At 31.9% G+C, this 25,028-nt stretch carries 15 protein-coding genes; 8 read left to right on the forward strand and 7 right to left on the reverse strand.

Annotated features, from left to right (window positions below; translation table 11 throughout):
* From ABJD66_RS05160 to ABJD66_RS05175, 4 genes are all read left to right on the forward strand, one after another.
* A partial coding sequence (locus ABJD66_RS05160) for a hypothetical protein (RefSeq protein WP_348128944.1) occupies positions 1–807 on the forward strand: 807 nt, incomplete at its 5' end.
* Between the two features lie 4 nt (positions 808–811).
* Positions 812–2,629: a beta-agarase gene (locus tag ABJD66_RS05165; RefSeq protein WP_348128947.1), complete on the forward strand. Its 1,818-nt coding sequence runs from the start codon at positions 812–814 to the stop codon at positions 2,627–2,629.
* A gap of 3 nt (positions 2,630–2,632) precedes the next feature.
* Positions 2,633–4,456, forward strand: coding sequence for an arylsulfatase (locus ABJD66_RS05170; protein WP_348128950.1), 1,824 nt, complete (start codon positions 2,633–2,635; stop codon positions 4,454–4,456).
* Between the two features lies 1 nt (position 4,457).
* Positions 4,458–6,101, forward strand: coding sequence for a sulfatase-like hydrolase/transferase (locus tag ABJD66_RS05175; protein WP_348128953.1), 1,644 nt, complete (start codon positions 4,458–4,460; stop codon positions 6,099–6,101).
* Between the two features lie 79 nt (positions 6,102–6,180).
* Here the strand turns inward: ABJD66_RS05175 and ABJD66_RS05180 are convergent, their stop codons facing one another.
* From ABJD66_RS05180 to ABJD66_RS05200, 5 genes are all read right to left on the reverse strand, one after another.
* Positions 6,181–7,485 (reverse strand): glycoside hydrolase, encoded by a 1,305-nt coding sequence (locus tag ABJD66_RS05180; RefSeq protein ID WP_348128956.1) that lies wholly within the window; start codon positions 7,483–7,485, stop codon positions 6,181–6,183.
* A gap of 48 nt (positions 7,486–7,533) precedes the next feature.
* Positions 7,534–8,646, reverse strand: a complete 1,113-nt coding sequence (locus tag ABJD66_RS05185; protein ID WP_348128959.1) for a glycoside hydrolase family protein — start codon at positions 8,644–8,646, stop codon at positions 7,534–7,536.
* Positions 8,646–11,597: a glycoside hydrolase family 2 TIM barrel-domain containing protein gene (locus tag ABJD66_RS05190; RefSeq protein WP_348128962.1), complete on the reverse strand. Its 2,952-nt coding sequence runs from the start codon at positions 11,595–11,597 to the stop codon at positions 8,646–8,648. The genes ABJD66_RS05185 and ABJD66_RS05190 overlap by 1 nt, the downstream gene beginning before the upstream one ends.
* Before the next feature lie 65 nt (positions 11,598–11,662).
* Positions 11,663–13,942, reverse strand: a complete 2,280-nt coding sequence (locus ABJD66_RS05195; protein WP_348128965.1) for an FAD-dependent oxidoreductase — start codon at positions 13,940–13,942, stop codon at positions 11,663–11,665.
* 11 nt (positions 13,943–13,953) lie between these two features.
* Entirely contained in the window at positions 13,954–15,600 is a 1,647-nt protein-coding gene (locus tag ABJD66_RS05200) for a sodium:solute symporter family protein (RefSeq protein ID WP_348128968.1), read from the reverse strand.
* A 156-nt stretch (positions 15,601–15,756) separates the two neighbouring features.
* Between ABJD66_RS05200 and ABJD66_RS05205 the strand changes: the two genes are divergently transcribed.
* Complete coding sequence (locus ABJD66_RS05205) at positions 15,757–16,767, forward strand: LacI family DNA-binding transcriptional regulator (protein ID WP_348128971.1); 1,011 nt, start codon at positions 15,757–15,759, stop codon at positions 16,765–16,767.
* Between the two features lie 56 nt (positions 16,768–16,823).
* On the opposite strand, the gene ABJD66_RS05210 is transcribed toward ABJD66_RS05205, so the two are convergent.
* Positions 16,824–18,446 (reverse strand): sulfatase-like hydrolase/transferase, encoded by a 1,623-nt coding sequence (locus ABJD66_RS05210; RefSeq protein ID WP_348128974.1) that lies wholly within the window; start codon positions 18,444–18,446, stop codon positions 16,824–16,826.
* Between the two features lie 4 nt (positions 18,447–18,450).
* Positions 18,451–21,063, reverse strand: coding sequence for a hypothetical protein (locus ABJD66_RS05215; RefSeq protein ID WP_348128977.1), 2,613 nt, complete (start codon positions 21,061–21,063; stop codon positions 18,451–18,453).
* 223 nt (positions 21,064–21,286) lie between these two features.
* Here ABJD66_RS05215 and ABJD66_RS05220 point away from each other — a divergent pair, with 223 nt between their 5' ends.
* The 3 genes from ABJD66_RS05220 to ABJD66_RS05230 all read left to right on the forward strand — a co-directional run bounded on the left by ABJD66_RS05220 (position 21,287) and on the right by ABJD66_RS05230 (position 25,026).
* Positions 21,287–22,669, forward strand: coding sequence for a glycosyl hydrolase family 28 protein (locus tag ABJD66_RS05220; protein WP_348128980.1), 1,383 nt, complete (start codon positions 21,287–21,289; stop codon positions 22,667–22,669).
* An 88-nt stretch (positions 22,670–22,757) separates the two neighbouring features.
* Positions 22,758–23,648 (forward strand): family 16 glycosylhydrolase, encoded by an 891-nt coding sequence (locus tag ABJD66_RS05225; RefSeq protein WP_348128983.1) that lies wholly within the window; start codon positions 22,758–22,760, stop codon positions 23,646–23,648.
* 1 nt (position 23,649) lies between these two features.
* The gene (locus tag ABJD66_RS05230) at positions 23,650–25,026 is read left to right on the forward strand and encodes a glycosyl hydrolase family 28 protein (RefSeq protein ID WP_348128985.1); all 1,377 of its coding nucleotides are present in this window, start codon (positions 23,650–23,652) and stop codon (positions 25,024–25,026) included.
* Positions 25,027–25,028: the final 2 nt, after the last annotated feature.

Below are 25,028 nucleotides of genomic sequence, written 5' to 3' on the forward strand. Positions count from 1 at the left end.
GCTTTAACTGATAGCGATTTAAGTGTTGAACTTAGCGGTGGACCATCTAAATTTTATGCTGGTAGCAAGGTAAAAGTAAAAAAAGGTCAGGGTATAAAAAAGTTAACTATTACCACTAATAAAAAACCAACTAAAGGCAAAGGCTATAAACTTGTTTTAAGTTTAAGAGATGTAAATGGCAATTGGAAAACTACACGTACAGGGCAGGTTATTAGCAACATAGAAATGGTTAAACAAGCTGTTTCATTTTCTAACAATGTAACGTTTTCTCCACTTTTGGCTACTAATATTGCTAGTAATTCAAAATACAATGTGCCTGTAAGTTACATTACAAAAGAACCAATATTTATACAAGCTGCCATTTGGGAGGGTGGTAAATGGTTAGCATCATCAGACCGTATAAAAGTTATGTCAGGGCAAGGAGAAAAGCAGTTACAAATAAATTATGAACAGGCCTTAGAGGGTAAAAATTATAAGTATTCAATCTCTTTTGGAGACAAAGAAGACTTTGACTCAAAATCATATGTAACTAAAGAAATTTCTGGAGTACAAATTACAAAAGCTACCAACCGTTTATCTATTGCAGAGATAAACGATAAAAGCATACAGGTATCTGTAAATAACACATCTAATATTTTAATTCTACCATCAGCTACTAATTATGATTATATAAAAATAATTACGTTAAAAGGGAAAACCGTTTCAGAGTCAAAAAACAGTAAATCTATTAATATAAAAAATCTTTCTAATGGTGGTTATTTTGCCATTACTAGCACAAACGAATATTACAAATTTGCAAAATTTTAAACATATGAAAAATAACATTTTGACGCTTATAAGCGTTACACTTTGTTCATTATGTTTTTCTCAGAATAATAGTGTACAAATAGATTTTACTACTCAAAAATTTATTGGAGATAAAAGTGAACTAAACAGAGAAAAATACTTTGCAATGCACGCGTCATATAATGATGGTGCTTTGGCTGAAGATCCCAATTATTTATTTAACGACTTAGGTATTAAATTTGGAAGAACATTTGCTGGGCCAGGGCCTTTTTCTAAATATAAAAAAGGAGATTTATCTGTAAATAATGCTACAAAATTAGCTATTGCAAATGCACAGAGGTTTAAACAAGCTCCTTTATTTGCTACACAAAAAACAACAGATTTAATTATTACAAATCACCCTAGAGATGCTTACAAACTAGGAATGAATTTTGAAAAAGCTGCTACTTTTAACGTTGCATACATTAAAAAAGCATATCCTATAATGCCTAAATATTATGAGGTTATGAACGAGCCTTTTGTACACGCAAAAGATTTTGTAGATAGTTATGACAAGACTCCTAAAGTAATTTTAGAAATGTCTAAATTTCATAAAATAGTAGCAGATAAAGTACACGCAGAAATTCCTAATATTATGGTTGGTGGTTATAGTGCTGCTTGGCCAGAATATGACAAAAATAACTTTGCTATTTGGAACACTAAAATGAAGGTTTTTATGGATACTGCTGGGGAAAGTATGCAGTTTTTTGCTACTCATATTTATGATGGCAGAAATGTAGAAGGCGACTTTAATTATAGGTCAGGGAGTAATTCTGAAGCAATATTAGACCTTATTGAGTCTTACGGTTACCAGAAATGGGGTGTTGTAAAACCTCATCTAATATCTGAATATGGTTACACTGCAAAAGGTTTACAAGGGCAACCTTATTCTGCTGCATTAAATGGTATTTGTTTAACATCATACAACAACATATTAATGTCTTTGTTAGACAAACCAGACAGGTTACTTAAAGCAGTACCATTTATTACAGGTAAAGCAACGTGGTTTTATAAAGATAGTAGAAACCCAGATGGTCATCCTTATCCTTGGGTAATACTACGTAAAGGAAAAAATGGGGCGTACAAATACACACATCTAAGAAAATTTTGGCAGCTTTGGAAAGGTGTGCAAGGCAAACGTATTTACGCAACTTCTAACAATCCAGACATACAAGTACACGCGTTTGCAAATAAAAATAAAGGCTATGTAGCATTAAATAATTTAGCTAATAATGCACAAACTATTAACTTAGATTATTTAAACACTAGTAATAAATTAGTAAGCAACTTAACTATAAAAAGGTCTTATAACAACAAAAATGGTATTCCAAAACTCGTTTTTTTTACTAATGAAAAAGCTGTAAAAGAACTAACTTTAAAACCTGGTGAAACTATTATTTTAGATTATGACTTAGCAGACTACACATTTTCTAATGTTATTAGAGAAAACAATTACTATTCTAAATTATGCCTACAGGAAATAAAAGCTAATACGCCATTAGTATTTACTGTAGATAATGTTACGGCAAATAACAAAGGTATAGCAACTATAAAAATGGGACTTGGAAGAGCTCATAATTTATCTAAAAAACCTATTGTTAAAGTAAATGGCGCTAAAATTACCGTGCCAAACAATTGGGCTGGGTATGACCAAGCTGGTAGAGAACAGTTTTTTGGTGTAATACCAATACCTACAGATATAAAAAACATAAAGAATGGGAAAAACATAATAGAGCTAACTTTTCCTGATTCTGGTGGCTATGTTAGCTCTGTAATTGTTAATGTAGAAAAATTTAAAAACTAATTTATGCAGCGTTATACAAAACTCTTACTAACTGGAATTTTATTTTCACTGACTATTGGTTGCCAACCCAAACAAAAAGAAATTGCTACCAATACCAAACCAAATGTAATTTTAGTAATTACAGATGATCAAGGCTATGGTGATATTGGTGCTCACGGAAATTCTATTATAAAAACACCTAATATAGACAGTTTATATTCTGAAAGTTATCACCTAACCAATTTTCATGTTAGTCCTACTTGCGCACCTACTCGCGCTTCTTTAATGACTGGCAGATATGCTAATAGTACAGGTGTGTGGCACACAGTAGGCGGTTGGTCCTTACTTAGGGAGCAAGAAAAAACTTTGGGTAATATGTTTGAAGAAGCTGGCTACATTACAGGTGGTTTTGGCAAATGGCATTTGGGTGACAACTACCCACATAGACCAGAAGATAAAGGTTTTAATGAAACAGTAATGCACGGTGGTGGTGGCGTACAACAAACTCCAGATTATTGGAACAATACTTATTTTAACGACACATACTTACATAACGGAAAACCAGAAAAATACAATGGTTATTGTACAGATGTGTTTTTTAAAGAGGCCATTAATTTTATAGAAAAAAGTAAAGACAAACCCTTTTTTTGCTACATAGCACCAAATGCGCCACACGGTCCTTACAATGTACCTAAAGCCTATTACGACATTTACAAAGGTTTAAACGATACCATATTAGCCGACACACAAAAGCGTTTTTATGGAATGATTACTAATATTGATGACAATTTTGGTAAGCTTAGAAATAAACTTAAAGAATTAAAGATTGCTGATAATACCATCTTAATTTTTATGACAGATAATGGCACATCTGCTGGTTACTACAATAAAAAAGGTAAAGTTACTGGGTATAATGCAGGTATGCGTGGTGCAAAAGGCAGCCATTATGATGGCGGACACAGAGTTCCGTTTTTTATTTATTGGAAAGACGGTAAAATAAGTACTGCAAAAGATATAAATACACTTACTGCGCAAATAGATATTTTACCAACACTAGCAGAATTGTGTAACATAGACTTGCCAAAAAATCATTTAGATATAGACGGACAAAGTTTGGTTGCTGTGCTAAAAGGAAAAGATACTTTAAACAATAGGCTTTTAATAACAGACTCACAACGTGTTCAAAATCCAGAAAAATGGAAAAGCTCTGCTGTAATGCAAAATAAATGGCGTTTAATTAATGGTAAAGAACTTTATGATATTAGCACAGATATTGGTCAGAAAAAAGATATTGCAGCTATTAACCAAGAAAAAGTTAAAGAAATGAGAGCCTTTTACAATAGTTGGTGGACACAAGTATCTAAAGACTTTGATAAAGAAATTTACTTTAAAATAGGTTCTAATAAAGAAAACCCTATTACACTAACTGCACATGATATACATGGTAAAGAAACTATGCAGCCTTGGAACCAAATACAAATTAGACAAGGTAAAGTTGGTGCTGGTTATTGGAGTGTAGATATTTTAGAAGATGGTAATTATGAGGTTTCATTAAGGAGGTACCCAAAAGAGTCTAACTTGGCTATTAACACCACTACTCCACCAATTACTACTAAAGAAATTGTTGGCTTGCAAAAAGATATTCCAGAAGGTAAAAACTTAAATTACAGTAAGGCTTCTATACAGTTTGAAAAACAAATAGTTTCTGAAATTGATGTAAAAGAGAATGATTTGTCAGCAAACTTCAATATCAATTTAAAAGCAGGAAAAACTAAGATGTATGCTAATTTTATTTCTGATAAAGGAGAAAAGAACGTGGCTTACTACGTTTATATTAAAAAGTTATAAGATGAAAAAAGTACTATTTTTATTAATGCTATTTACTGTAATTAGCAAAGCCCAAGAAAAACCAAATATTGTATTTATACTTACAGATGACCAATCTTATGATTTGCTTGGTTGTACTGGAAATACAATTGTAAAAACTCCAAACATAGATAAGCTAGCAGATAATGGTATATTATTTACCAATGCACACGTTACAAGTGCTATTTGTACACCAAGTAGAATTTCTATTTTATTAAGCCAGTATGAGCGTAAACATGGTGTAAATTTTAACTCTGGCACAAGTGTTTCAGATGTTGCTTGGCAAAATTCTTACCCTGTTGTTATGCGTAAAAACGGATATTACACAGGTTGGGTTGGCAAAAACCACGCTCCAATAGGTAAAGGTGGTTACCAAAGTGGATTAATGGAAAAAAGTTTTGACTATTGGTATGCTGGTCACGGGCATTTAGGTTTTTACCCTAAGGACAATCATGCTATTTTTAATGATGCTATAGCTTTTACGCAACCAGAAATTATTAATGAAGGTGTAGACGATTTTTTAGATCCAAATGCTCGTAAATTAAAAGGAGCGTTACATTTTTTAGAAAACATACCTGCAGATAAACCTTTTATACTTTCTATAAATTTTAATTTACCACACGGAGCAGGTACACGCTCTATGAAATTAAAAGATAATGATGACGATATATATAAAACCTTATATAGAGATTTAAACATTCCGTTACCCGATAATTATGTTGCAAAAAAAGACATTACCACACCTAAATTACCTGCTAGTCTATTGCATACAGAAGATAGGCAAACAGGATATGATTATGTAGATACTCCTACAGGTGTTAAAGAACGTTATATAAGAGAATTGGAGGCAATGACTGGTATAGACAGGCTAGTTGGTAATTTAATACAAAAATTAAAAAGTCTTAAGTTAGACAAGAATACTATTATCATTTTTACATCTGATCATGGTCTTTTTAGTGGGCAACAAGGGCTTGGAGGAAAAGCATTATGTTATGAGCAAACCACACACGTACCTATAATAGTATACAACCCAAAAGCAAAAAAAAAGCTAAAAGGGATTAAGAGTGATGCTTTGGTGCAATCTATAGACATTGCTCCTAGTATGCTTGCAATGGCTGGTATTTCTATTCCAAACACTTATCAAGGAAAAAATATAACTAGTCTTATTAATGGTTCTAAAGCAGAAGTTAGAAAATATGTTTTCACAGAAAATTTATGGTCTACTCATTTTGGAAACCCTAGGTGTGAAGCTGTACAAACTAAAGAATGGAAATACATTAGGTATTATAAAAACAATAATTTTTCTGCAACTAAAGAAATAGCATATGCTAAAGAGTTTAATATTCCTATAAACGAAATGTTGTATAAAATGCATGATCCGGGTATTGCTGTATATAGAAATTATATAGAGGCCCCTTTACAAGGAGAACAACCTGTGTATGAAGAATTGTACAACTTAAAAACAGATAGAGCAGAATTACATAACTTAATTGATAACCCTGAATACAGTTCCGTTTTAAAAAACCTTAAAGCCCAATGGAAAATAGAAATAACCCAAGCTAGAGGTTCTAAAAAAACAGAAGTTTATAGGTATACAAATGATATGTACCCAAGTGCTAAACACTAATAAAAAAGCTTGAGAAGGTTCTCAAGCTTTTTTTATTAATTACCTGCTTATAAACAATTAAGGTATTTTGCTTAGTGTTTTACTTAGCATTTTGTTCTTTTATTCTTTGCAGTTGTTTACTATTTAAACCTTGAGAGAAATAGACTTCGGGATCTAGCCACAGTTGCGTGTTTTTCATACTTGGATCGTTAATATCTAAACTTAAATCACAATCAAACCTACCTAAAATACTGTATGATTTATTTGCTGTACCCATATTTGTAAAATGCGACAACCCCCAAGTAATACCTCTACCATTACCGTTGCTATTAAAGGCATCTGCTACGTAAGATCCTGCGGCAGTTGGCATTAAACTTGTTACCGAAGCAATATCAAAATTAACACCATCTGCTGCATATTGAATGGTATTGTTTTCATTACCATCACGAATAACCAAAGCTGCAATTCCTTCTTTAAAAGGAAACAATGCTGTTTCATGACCTGAATTAAATAAAGGATTTAGAGAGTGCTTTGTAAAAGGTCCTAGCGGATGATCTGCAATTGCTAAACCGTTACCAACTAAATAATCTGGTCTGTCTCCGTAAGCTGATTTATAATACACATAAATTTTATTATTGTACACAAGTGGATAAGGATCATGAATTGAAAATTGATCCCAAGTTCCTGGTTCTCCGTTAGGAATAATAATCTTGTTTGCTGGTGTCCAAGGACCATTAGGTGAGTCTGAGTATGATACCGCTACAGGACAATGATCACCTTTTGTACCACTAGCCTCCATAAATGATTGATAGTATAAATAATATTTACCTTCCCATTTTAAAATATCGGTAGTGGCAACAGAGCGCCAACCTACTGCTGGCTTTTTTGGCCTTTTTATAGCAATACCTTGCTCTTGCCAAGTAAAACCATCTTCAGATGTTGCAAACCAAATATCACATAAGTCCCAATCTGTAGACGGAATTTCATCTGTTGCTTTATCTGCATTTTTAAAACCTACAGGTGGTACTTTAGTTTCTCTTTTTGTATACCACACATAATACTTTCCGTTTTCTTTTATAATTTTTGAAGGATCACGTCTTGAAATGGTTCCATCTCCTTCATTATAATCTAAGCCTTTTAGTTTGGTGTATTTAAAACTAGAGAACAACTCATTATCTTGTGGTCTAGGAGTTAAGTAATTATCATAAAGACGTTCCATTGCTTTACTTAAAGGCCTATTAGGTTTTGTTTTTGGAATATCCCACGGAAACCCTAAACTATTTTCTTCTGCATTTATTTCTGCTACAGCTTCTTCTTTTATTTCGCTTTTTTGTGACTGGCAAGCAGCTAACATAAAAACAAACAAACTAGTTTTTACTATTTGTTTTAATAAAGTACCATTCATCTTTTAATTGCTTTACATTATTTTAAATATGTATTCTTTTACAAAGAGTTATTTCTCTTTTGAGATTTTTAAAGGAATTTGAATATTGAATGAGTGTCTCACATTATTCACATCTATAGTATCTGCAGCACACAACAGCGCTAAAGGTTCTCCGTTTTCTAAATATACTTGAGGACGCTCTAGATGATCAAACTTTGTTTCTGTATCATCTTCCCAAACAACTGTTCTATCAGATATATTAAAATACTTGCCCTGCTCCCATTTTATTCCGTCTTCAGAATCATAATGCACTAAAGAAAAAACTCTTTTTTTATCTACTGTTTTAAACCTTTTTACAATAGCTCTGTATTTGCCATCTTGGTACCAGATATAAGGATCTTCTGCCGGAAAACGCTCTCCTTTAAAAACAAAAATAGGATCTGGATATTTTATAAAAGGTCCTGTTGGCGTATCTCCTATAGCTACCAAGTGTACTACCGGACCGCCAGATGGCAATTTATTTTTTTTACCTACCGCTTTGTATACCATTAAAATTTTACCGTTTGGCATTTTACAAACAGACGGGTTAGAAGTCATTAAGGCATCATATGCATTTATGTTGGGCGTAATATCTATAACAGGTTTATCTAATCTTTTCCAAGGTCCGTTTAAATTTTTAGCAACTGCAACACCTATTCTTTGGTTATTTCTATGTTTCCAATTAAGTTTAGGTTTGCCTGGTTTGCTAACAATTTTTTTATCACCTGTATTACCCATATAATATAAGTAGTAATTAGTATCTACTTTTATAATTGTAGGGTTATGCGTGGTACCACCATCCCAAAACTCTACTCCTCTATCTGCTAAGGCTACATTTTTAAATGTAAATGGTCCAAACGGAGATGGTGACGTTGCGTGGGCTATTTCTGAATAGTTTACCCATTCCCACCCTATATTTTTTTGCCATCTAGAGTAAAACATATGATACAAATTGTCTTCCCCTTTTATTAAACTACCTCCCCAAACACTTTTGCCTTCTTCTTTAAAAATTGATTTTTTTGATACTTTGCCAAATTCAATTTTAAAATTTTCTATTTTTTTTACAACTTCTTTTTTCTCTATTTTTTCTTTACAAGATAAAATTAGCAAGGCTAAAAAAAATGCTATTACTGTGCTTTTCATTATAAATTATTTTTCACAGTTATTACTGGTGACCAATTACTATCTCCGTTTTTATCTTTTCTTTTAATTTGAAGAAAATAAGTGTCTAACTTTTTAATTGGGATAGTCATCATACCTCTAGTGTATGTTGTAATTTTATGAAGCAATTTATCTTTACTAACACCGTAACGTACGGTGTAAGATTCATCATTTAACTCACCAGAATACCCAACTATTATATGATTATCTCTAATAAAAGTTTGCCAAACCACAGGTGGTAAACTTTTAGTGCTGTTTTTTAACTCTACGCTCTGTGGCAAACTTTCTCCTAAACTATTTACAGCTATTAGATTGGCTTTTATAACAGGTAATTGTAAATCTTTAACCTCAATAAAATTAGCAATTGTAGGTTCTGTTTTTACAGTTTCTCCTTTACTATTTTTATAACTAATAAAATATTCTTCTGCAGCAACCACTGTATTAAAATATACTCTTGTTTTATTTTTACCTGCTACTATAGATGTTACAGTTGGTTTTTCTGGTTTTTGCAAGGCTATCGTTTTTTCAAAGCGGGTATAACCATTACTACTTACCAAAGCAATGTGCATAACCACAGCTTTGTTTATACTTTTAGGTAGTTTTATTTGCCCTTCCCAAACAGCATCTTCTGGTTGCAACACAGGTAATTTTTTAGTCTCGCTACTTATAATTTTTCCGTTAGCATCTTTTAAATTCCATACCAAATCATAATTTACCATTGTAAAACTAGGGTAGTTATTTCTTTCCTTTATTGGAATAACTATAGCGGCCTTAGTCTTATTAAAAGATACTGTAATATCTTTAACCGGACTGTTTTCTTTTTGCATTCTTGTATAGAATCTTCGCTTTTGTCGCCAAGCATTTACAATTCCCCAAGTTCTGTTTTCTTCTTCACTAGTACCAATATAACCACTTCTATAATCGTTATATGTCCATAATGAAGCACCAATTACAAACTCATTTTTACCTCTTAAATTATCATTTAAATCTGATGCTTTTGGTAAATCTTCATCTAAAGAAGTAGATTTTAATCTATCTACTCCATATTCAGATAAAAATATAGCCTTATTGGGCCATTTGCTTCTTAATGTAGATATAACACTCTGTGCTGTACCTTGAAAAGAGTAATGATTGTGCATAATTAGATCTGTATTAGTATTAGGATCTGTATTAGGGTTAGCCTCTTTTCTTGCCCCTGTATTACTAACACATGTAACCGACCTGTGAGCATCTAACCCTCTCACATAATTCATCATCATAGTAGCATAAGTATTGTGACCTGTTAGCTCATTACCTACACTCCATCCTATTATACTTGGGCTGTTGCTATCTCTCTCTACCATTTCCTTAACCCAAGATTTTATTAATGGATAATTTGGTGCTGTAAATTCTGAATTATCTAAATCTCGTACGTTAACTTCTTCAAACAATAAAATCCCTTTTTCGTCACAACGTTCTATCAATTTTCTATTTTGCGTTCCGTGCATAATTCGCATAAAATTTGCACCAGCATTTTTCATTAAATCTACATCCGTGTTAATAATTTCTTGTGGTTCTGACGATCCCCAATATCTATGATCACTAACTCTGTTATAACCAGCTAAACGTACAGCTTCACCGTTTAGAATTAAGCTTTTATTTGTTAACTCTATTTTTCTAATACCAAACCTATCGTTTACAGTATGTACTTTTATACCTTTATCTAAAAGAGTATGTTGCATTTTGTACAAGTAAGGCCTATCAAAATGCCAAAGCTTAACATCTTTAGCCTTTAAAGAACTCTTTAAAACTAGTTCCTTAGTAGAGTTTGCTTTAACGGTTACTTTTTTAATTATTTCTTGCAGTTGTTTATCTCTATATATGTTGGTTTTAAAATCTAAAACTTTATCTACAGCACCGCTATTTTCTATTCTAATTTTTAACTCTAAACTTGCTGTTCCTTTTTCTAAATCTGGATCTGCATGTATATAATTATGTGTAATACGTACATCATTATTTTTTACCAAAGTAACATCTCTAATAATACCACCCCAGTTCCAGGTAGCACCAACTAATGTATTATTATTTGTTTCTACAGCTAAAACGTTAGGTTTGTTTAGCTCTATATTTTTAGTAACATCTATTTCAAACGGAGTAAAACCTCCTTGGTGTTCTCCTATAAATTTACCGTTGAGGTACACTTTTGCTATATGGTAAACACCATCAAACTTTAGTCTAATTTTTTCGTTTTCATCTAGTGTCCATTTATCAGGAGTTGTAAATGTTTTTCTGTACCAAGCTTTTCCTGTGTAGTTAGAAAAATCGTTAATCATTCCGTAATGTCCTGGCACTTTTAAATTGCACCAATCTGTATCATCAAAATTGTTTAAATAAACAGTTTTCTTTTCTTTCTCTGCTTTAATTATTTTTTCTTTAGATACTGGCCTAAAAAGAACAGCGTCTGCTGTGACTGATACACCATATACATCTGAGGTAATTTCTACACTATTTTCTTTATCTTTTTCAAAAGTAAAAATACCTAAGCTTAACCACTCGTCACAACGATTACGCTGATTAAAATACTGTGTATCTATACCATTAGCGTGTTGTATATTAACTTTAGTATTTACATTGCTAGCAAACGGAAAACGCACAAATGCTTCATAATAACCAGATGCGGATAAATTTGGAGTGTAAGTTACACTAGACTTATCTGTATTATCCTTATAAAAATGTTTTAAGTAGTTATCCTTATAAAAGCCAGAACCTCTTTCTTCTACATTAGTAGTTGTCCATTTTCCTTGTACTTTTATTTGATTGGCATTTAGATTGTCTACAATAACATCTGTACTGCCGGCTTTTATGTTATTGTAATTAGAACCTTCTCCATAAATAGCATTAAACTTCCAGTTGCCATTTAAAGTCATTATTTGTTCTGATTTGTTATTCTTCATTTTTTCTTGAGAAAACCCAAGAGCCATAAACAACAACACAATAATAAATAGCTTATTTTTTATAATTACATACATAAAATTTCAAATATTGAAGCTGGCACATCTTTAGAAGGATGCATTACTTCTATTACTAATTCTGTTATTTTTATAGGACTTTTAAAGTGTATGGAATTTATGGTTTGATAGTTATTTTTTTTATCTGCCAACACTTTACCATTTTGATCTTTAATTTTATAATTACGCACACAAAAAGGAATTACATCTTCTGGGTGCCCCATTAATGTAGACTCCATTGGATGATCATAATCTGTATCAAAAAAGAGCTTAATTTCCTTAACCTCTACCTCTTTACCCCAATTAATGTTTATTGTAGGTTTGTTGTCTTTTAAACTAGCAACCCAAGCATTTGTACCTCCCCAAGGCCTAACATAACCATTACTGCTATTTTCTACATTAAAAGCCTTAATAGCTGGGGAAATTGTCATTGCTATATTTTTACCCTTTGGTCTACGCTGAGGTATCCAAAACTCAAACGTATCTACACCTAAATCTAATGGTGGTGTTTGCTTACCCGTATTTGAAACTGCTTTATTTGTACCATTAAAAACAGATAGTACGCCCGTAAATCTTTTGTTACTGTTCTTTAGACTTATTTTATCATTCTTTAAAAAAGTTACAAATGCATATTGATTTACTTTAAAAGTAGATTTGAAAGAAATTGTTACTTTTTGTTCCCCTTTTTTAAGCTGAAATTTATGCGTTTCTAAAATTAAATCTGGGGTATAATTTTTTATATTTTCTGATGAACGAAGTTGTACTTCTAAAACTGTATCTTCTTCTGTATTTACTTCTACAACAAACTCATAAGCTGTATTTGCTTGTAAAGGCAATAATTGTGCTGCTGCAGTTTTTAAACTTAACCATTCACCATCAAACAAAATAGTGTTTAATTCTAATACAGATGAAGATGTTACTTTTGCAGAGTTTACTAAATTACTGTTCTTTTCTAGTGGAATATTAGGTATACTTTGTCCGGCAATATTTAATTTATTCTGTAGCACTTTTAAATAATTATCTTCTAAAATATGTTTAGGAAGTATATTGTTAGTAAAACACATATGCGCTGCCATACCTACAGCTTGTGCACAAAAACCTGTTGTTGCCATTACACGTGTAGAACCAAAAGCAACGTGACTAGCACTAATTATTCTGCCTGCAAAAAAAAGATTTTCAATTTCATTACCAATAAAAGAACGATACGGAATTTGATAAATACCCTTAGAGTGCCATTGTGTACAACCAGATAATTTACTGTATATACCATCTGCAGGGTGTAAATCTATTGCCCAACCACCAAAAGCAATAGCATCATAAAACGTTTTTTGTTGTATTACATCTTGCTGTTTTAGCATATACATACCTTTAAAACGACGACTTTCTCGTTTGCCAGGTACAGTCCCTACCCATTCTAATGTATGGTTTTCTACACCATCAAACTCACCCGAATTTTTAATAAAATCCCAAACACCATATATTACTTTCCAAAGTTCATATTTTATTTCCTCTGTGTCATAAATTGTATCTTTTCTTCCTCCATACTCAAACCACCAAAAACGACAACCTTTATCATCTTTACCTATTGCTTTATACCTTGGAATTTCTGTAATGTCTTTTAATGCAAAAGCTGGTGGTTTATAAGTTACAGGGAAATTTTCTTGCTTACTATAAAAGTACATTGAGTGTCCTAATAACTCCCCATAAGAAGTATCTGGCGCAAATAATTCTCCAAATTCTTCTTTGGTTTCTGCTCCCATTCTAAATGGCGCACCTGCTTTAAAAGCAACAATACCGTCACCAGATGCATCACAAAATAAAGGCGCACTAATTATATATGTTATTGAGTTTTGACTACAAAACCCTATTACACTATCTATTTTTTTTTCGTTTAACTTTTTAATGTCATAAATGCTGGTATTTAGTAAAAGCGTAATATTATCTTCAACTAGTACTTTTTCTAGTAAAATGGTATCAAAAATAACAGCATTACCTTCTTTATTTCTGTATAAATTCTCAACAAGAATTTCATCTATAACTCCACCTTCTCTTGCCCATCTGTTGTTATTACCCATATGAGAAGTTGCACCTAAAATCCAAAGTCTAATTTCTGATGAGGCATTACCTCCCAAAACAGGTCTGTCTTGTACTAATATTGTTTTAGTTCCTTGCCTTGCTGCTGTAATTGCAGCGCAAACACCAGCTATACCTCCACCAACTATAACAAAATCTGTATTTAGCTTAATAGTTTTATTGTCTCTTTTTTGCGGACTATAATTTTCTACCAACATAACAAATACTACTATTTAAGATTTTTATAAATAATTAAACTTCCAAGAATACCAACCAAAAGTCCAATTGAGCCAACAAAAAAAGCTCCTGTTGCTGCTAAAAACGATAAGGTTAAAATAATTAAGCCTGTTAAAGCAATTCCTATACCTATTACACGAGCTCCTTTTTTATTTTGAGTACTTGTACTATCTGTTTCTGTAGTAGTTTTTAATTCTATTAAAGCTTTATATTCTTGGTACTTTAAATTTTTTACAGGTTTTAACATAAAGTATATTTCACATGCAATTAATAAAATTATTGGTACGGCAACACCTAGTAGCATTTCTAATGCTCTGTCTAATTTTAAATTGAATAATAAGGGCGAAAAAAACTTGAAAAACACATTTATAAAAAGTGAAATTATTGTTATCGATAAAATAGTAAACCCTGTTTGATTTTTTGAGAACAAAGCCCAAATAGGAGGTAAAAACATAGCTCCTCCTGTTAGAGCGGCTAAAGACATAACTACCTCTACAATACCTCCAAAATACGGAACCATCAAGGCTATAATTATAGTAATGACCCCAAGTAAAACTGTAGCCAACTTACCAATTTTTACTAATTTACGCTCTGGTGTATTAGGTTTAAAATGCTTGTAAATATCATTAGTTAATACTCCTGCAGATATATTTAAGGTTGTGTTTACAGAACTAGATGTTGCAAAAATCATTCCCCCTAACATTAACCCTAACATACCTACTGGCAAAACTTCTTTGCACATTAGCAAATAAGCACCTTCATTTTCTAAACCATTTAAATTAGGGTTTAACACGCGGTAAACCATAGGCGGCAACATCCAAATTAACGGACAAACAGCATATAAAACGCCAAATAACCAACCTACTTTTTTTGCGTCTTTAGAAGTAGAAACACTTGTATAGCGCTGAACATAAGCCCAGTTACCTGCTATAAAAAACAAATTATACAATCCAAACGCTACTAAAAACAAAGGAGAGTACTCAGTATTAACAAACTGAAAAAAAGTATCAGGAGCTTTAGATATAAAAGCCTCTATACCTCCTATTTTATCAAAAGAAAGAGGTACAACAATTAGTACAACTGCCGTTAAAACCACAAACTGCAACACATCTGTAACTATTACCGCCCATAAACCACCCACGGTGGTGTATATTAAAATTAAAATACCTAAACCTACAATACTGGCTACTATGGGTGTTCCTGTAGAAACTTCTACAATTTTAGCAACAGGGTATAAAAAAGCTCCCATTGTAAAAATAGATATTAGTAAAAACAAGTAAGTGTATGTACGCTGTGTTTTATAACCTAACCTATCTGTAATAAACTGTGCTGCAGTTATAGCTTTTGTTTTTTGCCATTTTGGTGCTATTACAAAACCTATTATTAAACCAGATATACACATTGTCCACTGTATAGAAATTGCTACCCAACCACTACTATATGCTATGGCTCCCCATACAACAAATGTACCCGCAGAAAAGAAACTCATAAATAAAGACAAGCCACTCATCCACCAAGGTAAAGCACCGCCTGCAGAAAAATAAGACTTCATATTTTTACCTGTTTTAGAAAAACTCATTCCGCAGATAAAAATTAACAAGACAAATATAAATATGACAGATACGTCTGTAATTCCCATAAAAAAAATTAAAGTTGAATGTCAATTTATGACAAATATTACTACAAAAATTATCTATGTTAATTTATAGCCATCGGAAACGCTCTCGGGAGCATTATTTTTTTCGGAAACGTTTCCGAATTTGCCGAAAACTTTTATTTATATTAATATTACTGTATGAAGCATATAACAATAAAAGATGTTGCTAAAAAGCTAAATGTATCTATATCTACGGTTTCTAGAGCTTTTAATAATAAGTATGATATTAATGAGGAGACTAAGCAAAGAATATTAAAAACTGCCAATGAACTTGGATACAAGCCCAATCCTATAGCTAAAAAATTAAGTCAGCAGCGATCCTTTACTGTAGGCATTATAGTTCCTGAGTTTAGTAATAATTTTTTTCCTGAAGTAATGTTGGGTGCTCAGGAAGTATTGTTAAAAGAAGGGTATCAGGCATTAATAATGCAGTCTAACCATTCTTGGGAAGTTGAAAAGAAAAATGTAGAAACACTGGTTAATAATATGGTTGATGGTTTAATAATTTCATTAACATCAGAAAATAAAAATAATGCCTATTATAACGATTTAATAAAACAAAATATACCTATTGTATTCTTTAATCGTACTGTAGATCAAATTAAAGCATCTAAAGTTTTATTTGATGATTATAAATGGGCAATGTTTGCAACAGAACACTTAATAGTACAAGGATACAAAAACATTATACATTTAGAAGGAGACAAAAACCTTACGTTAACTAAAAACCGATTAAGAGGCTTTACAGATGCACATAAAAAGTATAAACTTGCTGTTGGTAAAATTATTCCCTGCGGATTTAAAATGGAAGATGGTGAGCGTGTTGCCCAAGAAATAATTGATAATAATGAGGTTCCAAGAGCTATTTTTGCTGCTAATGATTCTTCTGCTGTTGGCGCAATTAGTGTTTTTAAAAAAAATGGATATTCTATTCCTAAAGACATTGCCATTGTTGGTTTTACAGAATCAAATCTTGCAAAACATACAACACCAACACTAACGTCTGTAGAACAACCTACTAATGATATTGGACAAACTGCAGCTAAGTTATTACTAGAGCAAATAAATACTAAGGGATTATTTGTGCCACAAACTATTGTGTTAAACGGAAGACTAAATATTAGAGACTCGTCTGTTAAAATTATTTGATAAGAAAAAGCCTTAGAATACTTTAAAGCTTTTAATTTATAATCATTTTATAACTTTTATTGTCTTATAATTAGTGAGTCTTTTATTGTAATACCTTCTTTAGGTGCATTATATTCAGATTCGTGTAAATTAAAAACAGGCAATACTTTATTTAATTTATCTCTTTCTAATCTGTGTTCAGGAGATACTAAACTCCATTCTTTTATTTTTTTAAAACTGATTAAATCTTTAGGATTACTACTAACATCCCACCAAGTATTATTACCATCTTTTAATACTAGATTGCCTCGTATAATTTGCTTTTCTTTATGGTAACCATATATCCATTCCCTATGGTTTGGTTTCTCTGTTGTTAAAAAAGGCAATAAACTTTCTCCGTTTACCTCATAACTATCAGGAATTTTAACGTTTGCTATATCTGCAATTGTTGGTAACATATCAGACATATTTACCAATACATTTTGCAAACCTTTTTTAGTCATATTTAATCCTGGTGCGTATATAATAAGTGGCACGTGTGTTCCTTTTTGCGATACAGGGCTAGATTTACCGTAGCCACTTGTACCATTGTCTGCACAGAAAATAAAAATAGTATTATTCTCTATTCCCATTTCTTTCAATTTTTTCATATACAACCAAACTTGGTAGTCTAAGTAATTAATATGGTTATGTATACCATCTTCTGTAATTGTTTTATGAGTATTATAAACACCATTGTCTCCTGTAACATAAGGTTTTATTTTACTATATTTTTTACCATCCCAATTTACAATTGGTGTACCTGGCCACTTATTACCTTCTTCTGGGTTTAAAAAATCCATTGCATCATGACCTAAATGACTTGTATGATAAATAAAAAAAGGCTTGTCCTCTTTTTGCTTACGTTCCATAAAATCAAAAATGAAATTTAATTCTACATCTGGACCAAAAGTATTTAACCCAAAAGTATCTTTAGCTGCTTTGTTATTAGGCCACCATTCTAAAGCTTTAGATGCTCTAGGATGATTTAATAATTGTACGTGTGGTTTCCAGTACCAACCAGATTGTACATAAGAGGAAACTTCTTTTCCTGTATCTGCGTTTAATATTTTTTTAGCACCATTTACTTTTTTTGTTTCTAGCCTAAAATCTGTAGTGTGTATTGCCTTATTGTAAGACCCTTCGCCTGGTGTAAAACAGCCTTCATCAAACTTAAAACCTTCTGTTTTCATTTGTGTTTTGCCTGCCCAATAAGTTGCATATCCTCCTTTTTTAGCTACAACTTCTAAACTATAAGGAGAACTATCATATAAATTCCAACTTCCTTTTCTGTCTGGTGCCTTTCCTTTATCACTATTATGCCACCATTTGTGTCTATGAGCATATCTGCCTGTCATCATCATAGCTCTACTGGGAGAACAAATTGTGGCTGCCCAAGCTGTTTTTACGTAAACACCTTTTTTAGCTAATTTATTTAAAACAGGAGTTTTTGCCCTGTACTTTTTATCTGATGTATCTCCTCCTTTTAAATTTCCTCCCTTAGGTAAACTCCATACTGTTGACCCATAAATAGGTAATTCTCTGGCGCTAATATCATCTGCGTATAGCAAAATAATGTTAGGCTTATTTTGAGCTATACTGTTATTTACAAAAGTAAATAAGCATAATATAGATAGACTTTTTAATACGTTTGCTTTCATAGTTTTATTTTATTAACCAAGGTTCTTTACTGTTATTTAAGTATGTAATAAACCAACCTGAACCCCAACCTGCACTCCAAAGAACATTTTCATTATAAGGGTCTGGCTTAACATCTACCATTTTATTAGGTTGCCCTAAGCCTTTATTTATTTTTTTCCAACTATTAGCGCCATCCTCGGACAAATAAATTCCTGGGTTTTTAAAATTATCAATTAAATTATTTGCTTGTCCGACAACACTAATTACTATAATGTCTTCATTTACAGGAGACGTTTCTACCTGCCAAACAAAAGGAGCTTTAAATATCTTTAACCAACTTTTACCGTTATTCTTAGACATCCAAACACCACCTTCTTCATAACTTCCAGAGCGTCTTCCGGCAGCTATATATATGTTATGGCTATTACGATCTATAAAAACATTATTTACAGCTTTTATTTGTGACGGAATTTTATGTTTTTCCCAACTACTTCCTCTATTTTTAGATATATACAAACCACCATTATCATCATTACAAGCAGCATATAAAATATTAGAATTTATAGGATCCATTTTTATTCTACGTACACTAGCATTTTTACGAAAACCATTATTGCTTAATTCCCAAGTATAACCGCCATCAAAAGAACGATAAAAACCATACCCACCTTTAGTGAGCTTGGGTGCTTTACTTCCAACCTCTGAAATTGGTTTTTTAATTGCACAGAAATACATATTCTCTGGAGTTACAGGATCTATAGTTAAGGAGTATTGCATTGCCAAGCCCTCCCATGAATTGTTATCTACATCAAAAATTGTGGCTATATTTTTCCAAGTTTTACCACCATCATTTGTTCTTCTTAATTTACCTCTATGCTCTTGCCTCCAAGCTAATGAGTAAATTATATTTGTATTTTTGGGGTGTACAGCCATTGTAGATGTAGAGTGTTGACCATGCATTCTATTATGGTCATGAACTTGCCCGTCTATTTGTTCTACAGCTACAGCCTGTTTGTTTGGCCAATTACCTAAAGTTGTGGTTTGCCATAAACCGTGTTCACCACTTGCTAGTAATCTTCTGTTTGGTATTCCTGTTTCTAACAACATAAATCTTCCTGGTAAATTACTATCTCCACGTCCTATCCATTTATTACTTCCTTTAGATGTCTCATAATCATCAATCTGATGCCAAGTTTTGCCGTTATCTACAGATTTTAGTGTCTGTTGGTCTATACCTATAAAAACTTCTCCTTTATTATTAATTGCCAACATACGGTTGCCCGAAATTTCTGCATGGTTATTCATATATCTTTGCAGGTGTGCAAATGTTACATTTGCACCCATAGGGTTGTTTCTACTTTGCCAATATGCTGTATCTTTTTTTGACAACCAGTAAGTTCCTTGTCTTGCACAAGCAAACCAAGTTTTACCACCGTTTTCAGTTTTCCAAAGGTCTCCTGCCCCAAAAGATTTATCATGCTTTTTATTAAAAGAAACATAAATTTCATTTTTATTTAAAGGATTAACAACTAACCTATTAAACACAGGTAAAATTTTATTAGGCAAAACTGTAAATTTAGACTTAGCCTCATTTTTTGTGATACCAAACCAAAAACCAATTGTTTTATAATACCTGTCTATTTCTGCAGAAAATTGTATTTTATTTAAATTGATTTCTAAATTACCTGTACAATTAATCCATGACGCACCATTATCTAAACTTTTATATACACCACCTTTAGAGGTTACAGATTTTCCGTCTTTTTTATATTCTGTTTGTGTTACTAAATACAAAATAAACTCTCCTGTTTTTGTATTGTAATAAGATGTTAGGTCTCTTGGTAAGTTGTTTGGTAGTCCTTTGTCACTTAAATGCCAGTTAGCACCACTGTCATTAGTTATATAAACTCCATAATTGGTGGCAATAAAAATATTTTTTGTGTTTTTAGGGTTATATATGATACGGGCTACATCTAAATCTTTATTAATATTTGTTGCTATTTTAGACCAAGATTTTCCCCCGTCTTTAGTTTTTAAAACATAGCCATAACTTGCCCTAGAGCTAATTTTTCCGTGCGGATTTTTTAAACTTCTATGGTTTTCTTTTACATTCCAAAAATCTCCCGCTCCAATTAGCCATTCATTATCATTATTAGGATTAATAGCAATTTTTGTATGTGCATTACTAACATGCTTACTATTTGTACGCGGAATAGTATAAATTATTTTCCAACTTTTACCTCTGTCATTAGAAACATAAACTCCACCGGCACGCTCTATTGCTACTCCAAAATTTGGGTTTTGTCTAGAGAAAACAATATCATGTACACGTTCCATATCTAACCCATTACCATCAGAATCTTTAATTGTATGCCAAGATTTTCCTGCATTCCACGTACCATAACTTACGTGCATATCTGGTGCCATAAACATAGTATTGGTATCTGTTGGGTGTATCCAAAACTCCTCGTTATAACCAGACATTCCTGGTCCAAAGTTATTCCATGTGATTAACGAATCTGAGTTTATCTTTTCTGTCTTAATTTTTTCAAAAAAATAATCTCTATTTTTCTTATTCTGACTACATCCCGTAGAAACAATTAAAATAGACACTAATAGTAAAATGTTAGTTTTCATAAAGAGTAAGATTAAGTTTTTTTCAAATCTATACAAGTTAATTACCCTTTAACGACACATATGTTTTTACTACTACAACATATAAACAACTAGACAATTTACCATACTACCTATTTAAACTATTTTAAAACAATCAAAACCATTTATGGTAGTATTCTAATAGTCTCTTCCCCTTATTTCTTCTCTGATTTGATACTTTTATTTCAGAAAAATAAAATAAAAAATGAAACACCTTTTCCTTCTTTTTTATCTTGGTTTTAGTTTATCTGTATATGCTAACGAGTATAATGTTATGAATTATGGAGCAAAAGCCAATGGCACAACCTTAGATACAAAAGCCGTACAAAAAGCTATTGATTTATGCTCTAAACAAGGTGGCGGAAAAGTTATAATTCCTGCTGGTAAAACAGTACTTATTGGCACTATATATTTAAAAGATAATGTAACACTTTATCTGCAAAATGGCGCTGTACTTTTAGGCAGTCCAGATTACAAAGACTATACAACAGATACCCACAAAAACACTTATAAGAATGAACCTCATATGGACAGGTGTTTAATTTTTGCTGATGGAATAAACTCTTTTTCTATAGAAGGTAATGGAACAATTAATGGCAACGGTTTTCCTAACAATTTTACAAAAGAAAAAGGCGGTAGACCAATGATGTTACGCTTTCTTAATTGTAATAATATTAAAATTAAAGATGTAACGCTTATAAACTCTGCTTCTTGGACTTCTGCTTGGTTATATTGTAATGAAATTGTTGTAGACGGTATTAAAATTACAAGTAGAGTTAACCACAACGGAGATGGTTTAGATTTTGATGGTTGTACCAACGTACGTGTTTCTAATTCTTCTTTTAATACTAGTGATGACTCTATTTGTTTGCAAACATCTAGACCAGATAAACCTTGTAAAGACATTGTAATTAACAATTGCGTATTTACTAGTAAATGGGCAGCTATGCGCATTGGGTTAGCTTCTAGAGGAGATTTTGAGTCCGTTACTGTAAGCAATTGTACGTTTCATGACATACAAGATTCTGGACTAAAAATACAAATGAATGAGGGTAGTGAAATGAAAAACATAATTTTTTCTAACATTGTCATGAAAAACGTTCCTAGGCCTATTTTTATGACTTTCTGCCAACAAAGAGCTGGTACAGATACTCCTATGAAAATGCTTCCTATGAAGGCTATGCATTCTTTCTCTTTCAATAATTTTATTATCGATAATAAAGATTTAGATAAAAACTCTGCTATTTTTTTAACTGGTATGCCTAAAAATTACATTACAGACATACAGTTAAACAATATACAAATGACAGTTTCTGGTGGTGGAAATAAAACAGACGCTAATAGAACAGATATTAAAGAGTATACTTTAGAAACCTTAGGCAATTGGTGGCCAGAATTTAGTCTAGTTGGCACATTACCTGCTTCTGGCATTTATGCCAGACATATTAATGGTTTGTTTATAAACAACTTTTATTTACATACTGTTTTAGATGATAAAAGACCTGCTGTTGTTTTAAATGATGTTCTACATTTTAATAGCAATTCTATTTTTTTAAACCGAAAAAAACAAACTATCAAAGACAATTAACTTAGGACTTAGTGCCCCTACAGAACTATCTATAATATATTCAAAAAACAAGTGCTTAAACCAAAAATAAAACCTTAAACTAACTTAAATGAAATCTACTTTACGTGTAACTAAAAAAATTACATTACTACTAATTTTTATTTGTGTTGGGCAATCTTTTGCTCAAAAAACTCCGTTTTTTAAAGATGGACAAGATCCCAAACCTAACCATAAAAAATGGAAATTGGTAAAAAACATGTCTGATGAATTTAACGGCAAAAAAGTAAATGAGAGTAAATGGCAAATATCTGGTCAAGGATGGATTGGCCGTGCTCCAGGATTATTTTTAGCCGATAATATTAAGGTTAAAGATGGTAGCTTACAAATTACAACCACTATGTTAGATAAGCCCGTTACCAAAAATGGTAAAGTATACACCCATGGCGGTGGTTATGTTGGTTCTAGAAACGCAATGAAATACGGCTTTTACGAATGTAAAATGAAAGCCAACAAAACCTTTATGTCTTCTACTTTTTGGTTGATAAATGAATCTAGAGAACAAAATGGCTGTGATAAAAGGGTTACAGAACTAGACATACAAGAAACTGTGGGGCAAATTGTAAACAAAGCAGAATGGATGAAACATTTTGATGAAGCAATGAACTCTAACACACATAGTAGAAACATACCGGAAGGTTGTAACTTTGAAAAAGGCTCTGTAAAATCTAAAGGTAGTATTAACGGCAAAACATATGATGATTTTCATGTATACGGAGTGTGGTGGAAATCTAAAGATGAAATTTTATTTTTTATAGATGGTAATTTTGTCTCTAAAGTAAAGCCTGCAGCAGATTTTAATATAGATATGTATTTAAGAATGGTTGTAGAAACGTATGACTGGAATCCGGTTCCTGAAGATGGCGGAATGAACGGTTCTAAAGAAGAAAGAACTACTACCTACAACTGGGTAAGAACTTGGAAATTAGTAGACACTAAATAATATGTATAAACTACTATTACATACTATAAAAATAGTACTAACTGTTAGTATTACTGCACTTACTTTTTCAGTTACGGCACAAACCAAAGTTTATGATGTTACAAAATTTGGAGCAAAAGGAGATAGTATAACTGTAAACACAAAAGCACTACAAAAGGCTATAGATAAATGCTCAAAAAAAGGAGGCGGAATTGTACATATTGCTAACGGCATTTTTATTAGTGGTACAATTATTTTAAAAAATAACGTAATTCTTAACATTAGCAAAAACGCAAAGTTAATTGGTAGCAACAACCCTTTAGACTATAAAAGCATAGATACGTTTACAGATGCCGTTGGCCAAGAAAGAGGAACTTGCTTAATTGGTGCAGTAGATGCTACAAATATTGGTATTACAGGCAGCGGAATTATAGACGGTAATGGCGCTTCTTTTTTAGCTAAAAACTTAGCTTTAAAAAAGAAAGAACTTGGCATTACAGATGTAAAATTTGGAACTAATCGTCCATTTTTACTACGCTTCGTAAGATCGTCCCAAATTACATTAAAAGATATTTACCTAAAGCAAGCTGCTGCTTGGGCTTGCCATTTTTATCAATCAGAAAACATAACAGTAGACCATATAAATATTTATAATCACGCTAATAAAAATAATGATGGTATAGATTTAGACTCTAGTAACAGTGTTGAAATAAAAAATTGCACTATAAATTCTGGTGACGATGCCATTTGTATTAAAGCAACAAGCACGTTACCTACACACAATGTTAAAGTAAGTAATTGTACTTTAAAGAGTGATTGGGGAGCAATAAAATTTGGCACAGAATCTATGGGAGATTTTTACAATATAGCTATTAGCAATTGTAAAATATATGATACTAAAGGTGGTGGTATAAAAATACTTAGCGTAGATGGTGCCAACATATATAATATAATTATAGACAGTATAAAAATGACCAATGTAGATATGCCAATTTTTATGCGTTTAGGTGAGCGCCTAAATACATATAGAAACGCTAAAGAAAGAACTGTGGGTTCTATTAAAGATATTCTTATTTCTAATATAAATGCAACTAGTAGAAATTTAAAACAATCTAGAGTGTCACCGCCTTCTGGAATTTTTATAACGGGTACTCCAAATCATAAAATAACATCTTTACAACTACAAAACATTTCAATTAACTTACCTGGCGGTGGTTCTAAAGAAGATAAATTAATAGAGGTACCAGAAGATGAAAAAAGATATCCGGAATTCAACTTCTTTAATGTTTTACCTGCCTATGGTTTATATGCCAGACATATTAGTGAGTTAAAAACAACCAATGTTAGTTTTAAGCTTACAAATAAGGATTACAGAAACGAATCTTTAATAATAGAATAGCT

Source organism: Cellulophaga sp., from assembly GCF_039943695.1.
Taxonomy (GTDB): domain Bacteria; phylum Bacteroidota; class Bacteroidia; order Flavobacteriales; family Flavobacteriaceae; genus Cellulophaga.

Excerpts from the sequence above, each read along its gene's own strand:
- ABJD66_RS05195 (WP_348128965.1), bottom strand. The coding sequence starts at position 13,942 with ATGTTGGTAGAAAATTATAGTCCGCAAAAAAGAGACAATAAAACTATT.
- ABJD66_RS05165 (WP_348128947.1), top strand. The coding sequence starts at position 812 with ATGAAAAATAACATTTTGACGCTTATAAGCGTTACACTTTGTTCATTA.
- ABJD66_RS05210 (WP_348128974.1), bottom strand. The coding sequence starts at position 18,446 with ATGAAAGCAAACGTATTAAAAAGTCTATCTATATTATGCTTATTTACT.
- ABJD66_RS05215 (WP_348128977.1), bottom strand. The coding sequence starts at position 21,063 with ATGAAAACTAACATTTTACTATTAGTGTCTATTTTAATTGTTTCTACG.
- ABJD66_RS05175 (WP_348128953.1), top strand. The coding sequence starts at position 4,458 with ATGAAAAAAGTACTATTTTTATTAATGCTATTTACTGTAATTAGCAAA.
- ABJD66_RS05180 (WP_348128956.1), bottom strand. The coding sequence starts at position 7,485 with ATGAATGGTACTTTATTAAAACAAATAGTAAAAACTAGTTTGTTTGTT.
- ABJD66_RS05200 (WP_348128968.1), bottom strand. The coding sequence starts at position 15,600 with ATGGGAATTACAGACGTATCTGTCATATTTATATTTGTCTTGTTAATT.
- ABJD66_RS05185 (WP_348128959.1), bottom strand. The coding sequence starts at position 8,646 with ATGAAAAGCACAGTAATAGCATTTTTTTTAGCCTTGCTAATTTTATCT.
- ABJD66_RS05220 (WP_348128980.1), top strand. The coding sequence starts at position 21,287 with ATGAAACACCTTTTCCTTCTTTTTTATCTTGGTTTTAGTTTATCTGTA.
- ABJD66_RS05205 (WP_348128971.1), top strand. The coding sequence starts at position 15,757 with ATGAAGCATATAACAATAAAAGATGTTGCTAAAAAGCTAAATGTATCT.
- ABJD66_RS05190 (WP_348128962.1), bottom strand. The coding sequence starts at position 11,597 with ATGAAGAATAACAAATCAGAACAAATAATGACTTTAAATGGCAACTGG.
- ABJD66_RS05225 (WP_348128983.1), top strand. The coding sequence starts at position 22,758 with ATGAAATCTACTTTACGTGTAACTAAAAAAATTACATTACTACTAATT.
- ABJD66_RS05170 (WP_348128950.1), top strand. The coding sequence starts at position 2,633 with ATGCAGCGTTATACAAAACTCTTACTAACTGGAATTTTATTTTCACTG.
- ABJD66_RS05230 (WP_348128985.1), top strand. The coding sequence starts at position 23,650 with ATGTATAAACTACTATTACATACTATAAAAATAGTACTAACTGTTAGT.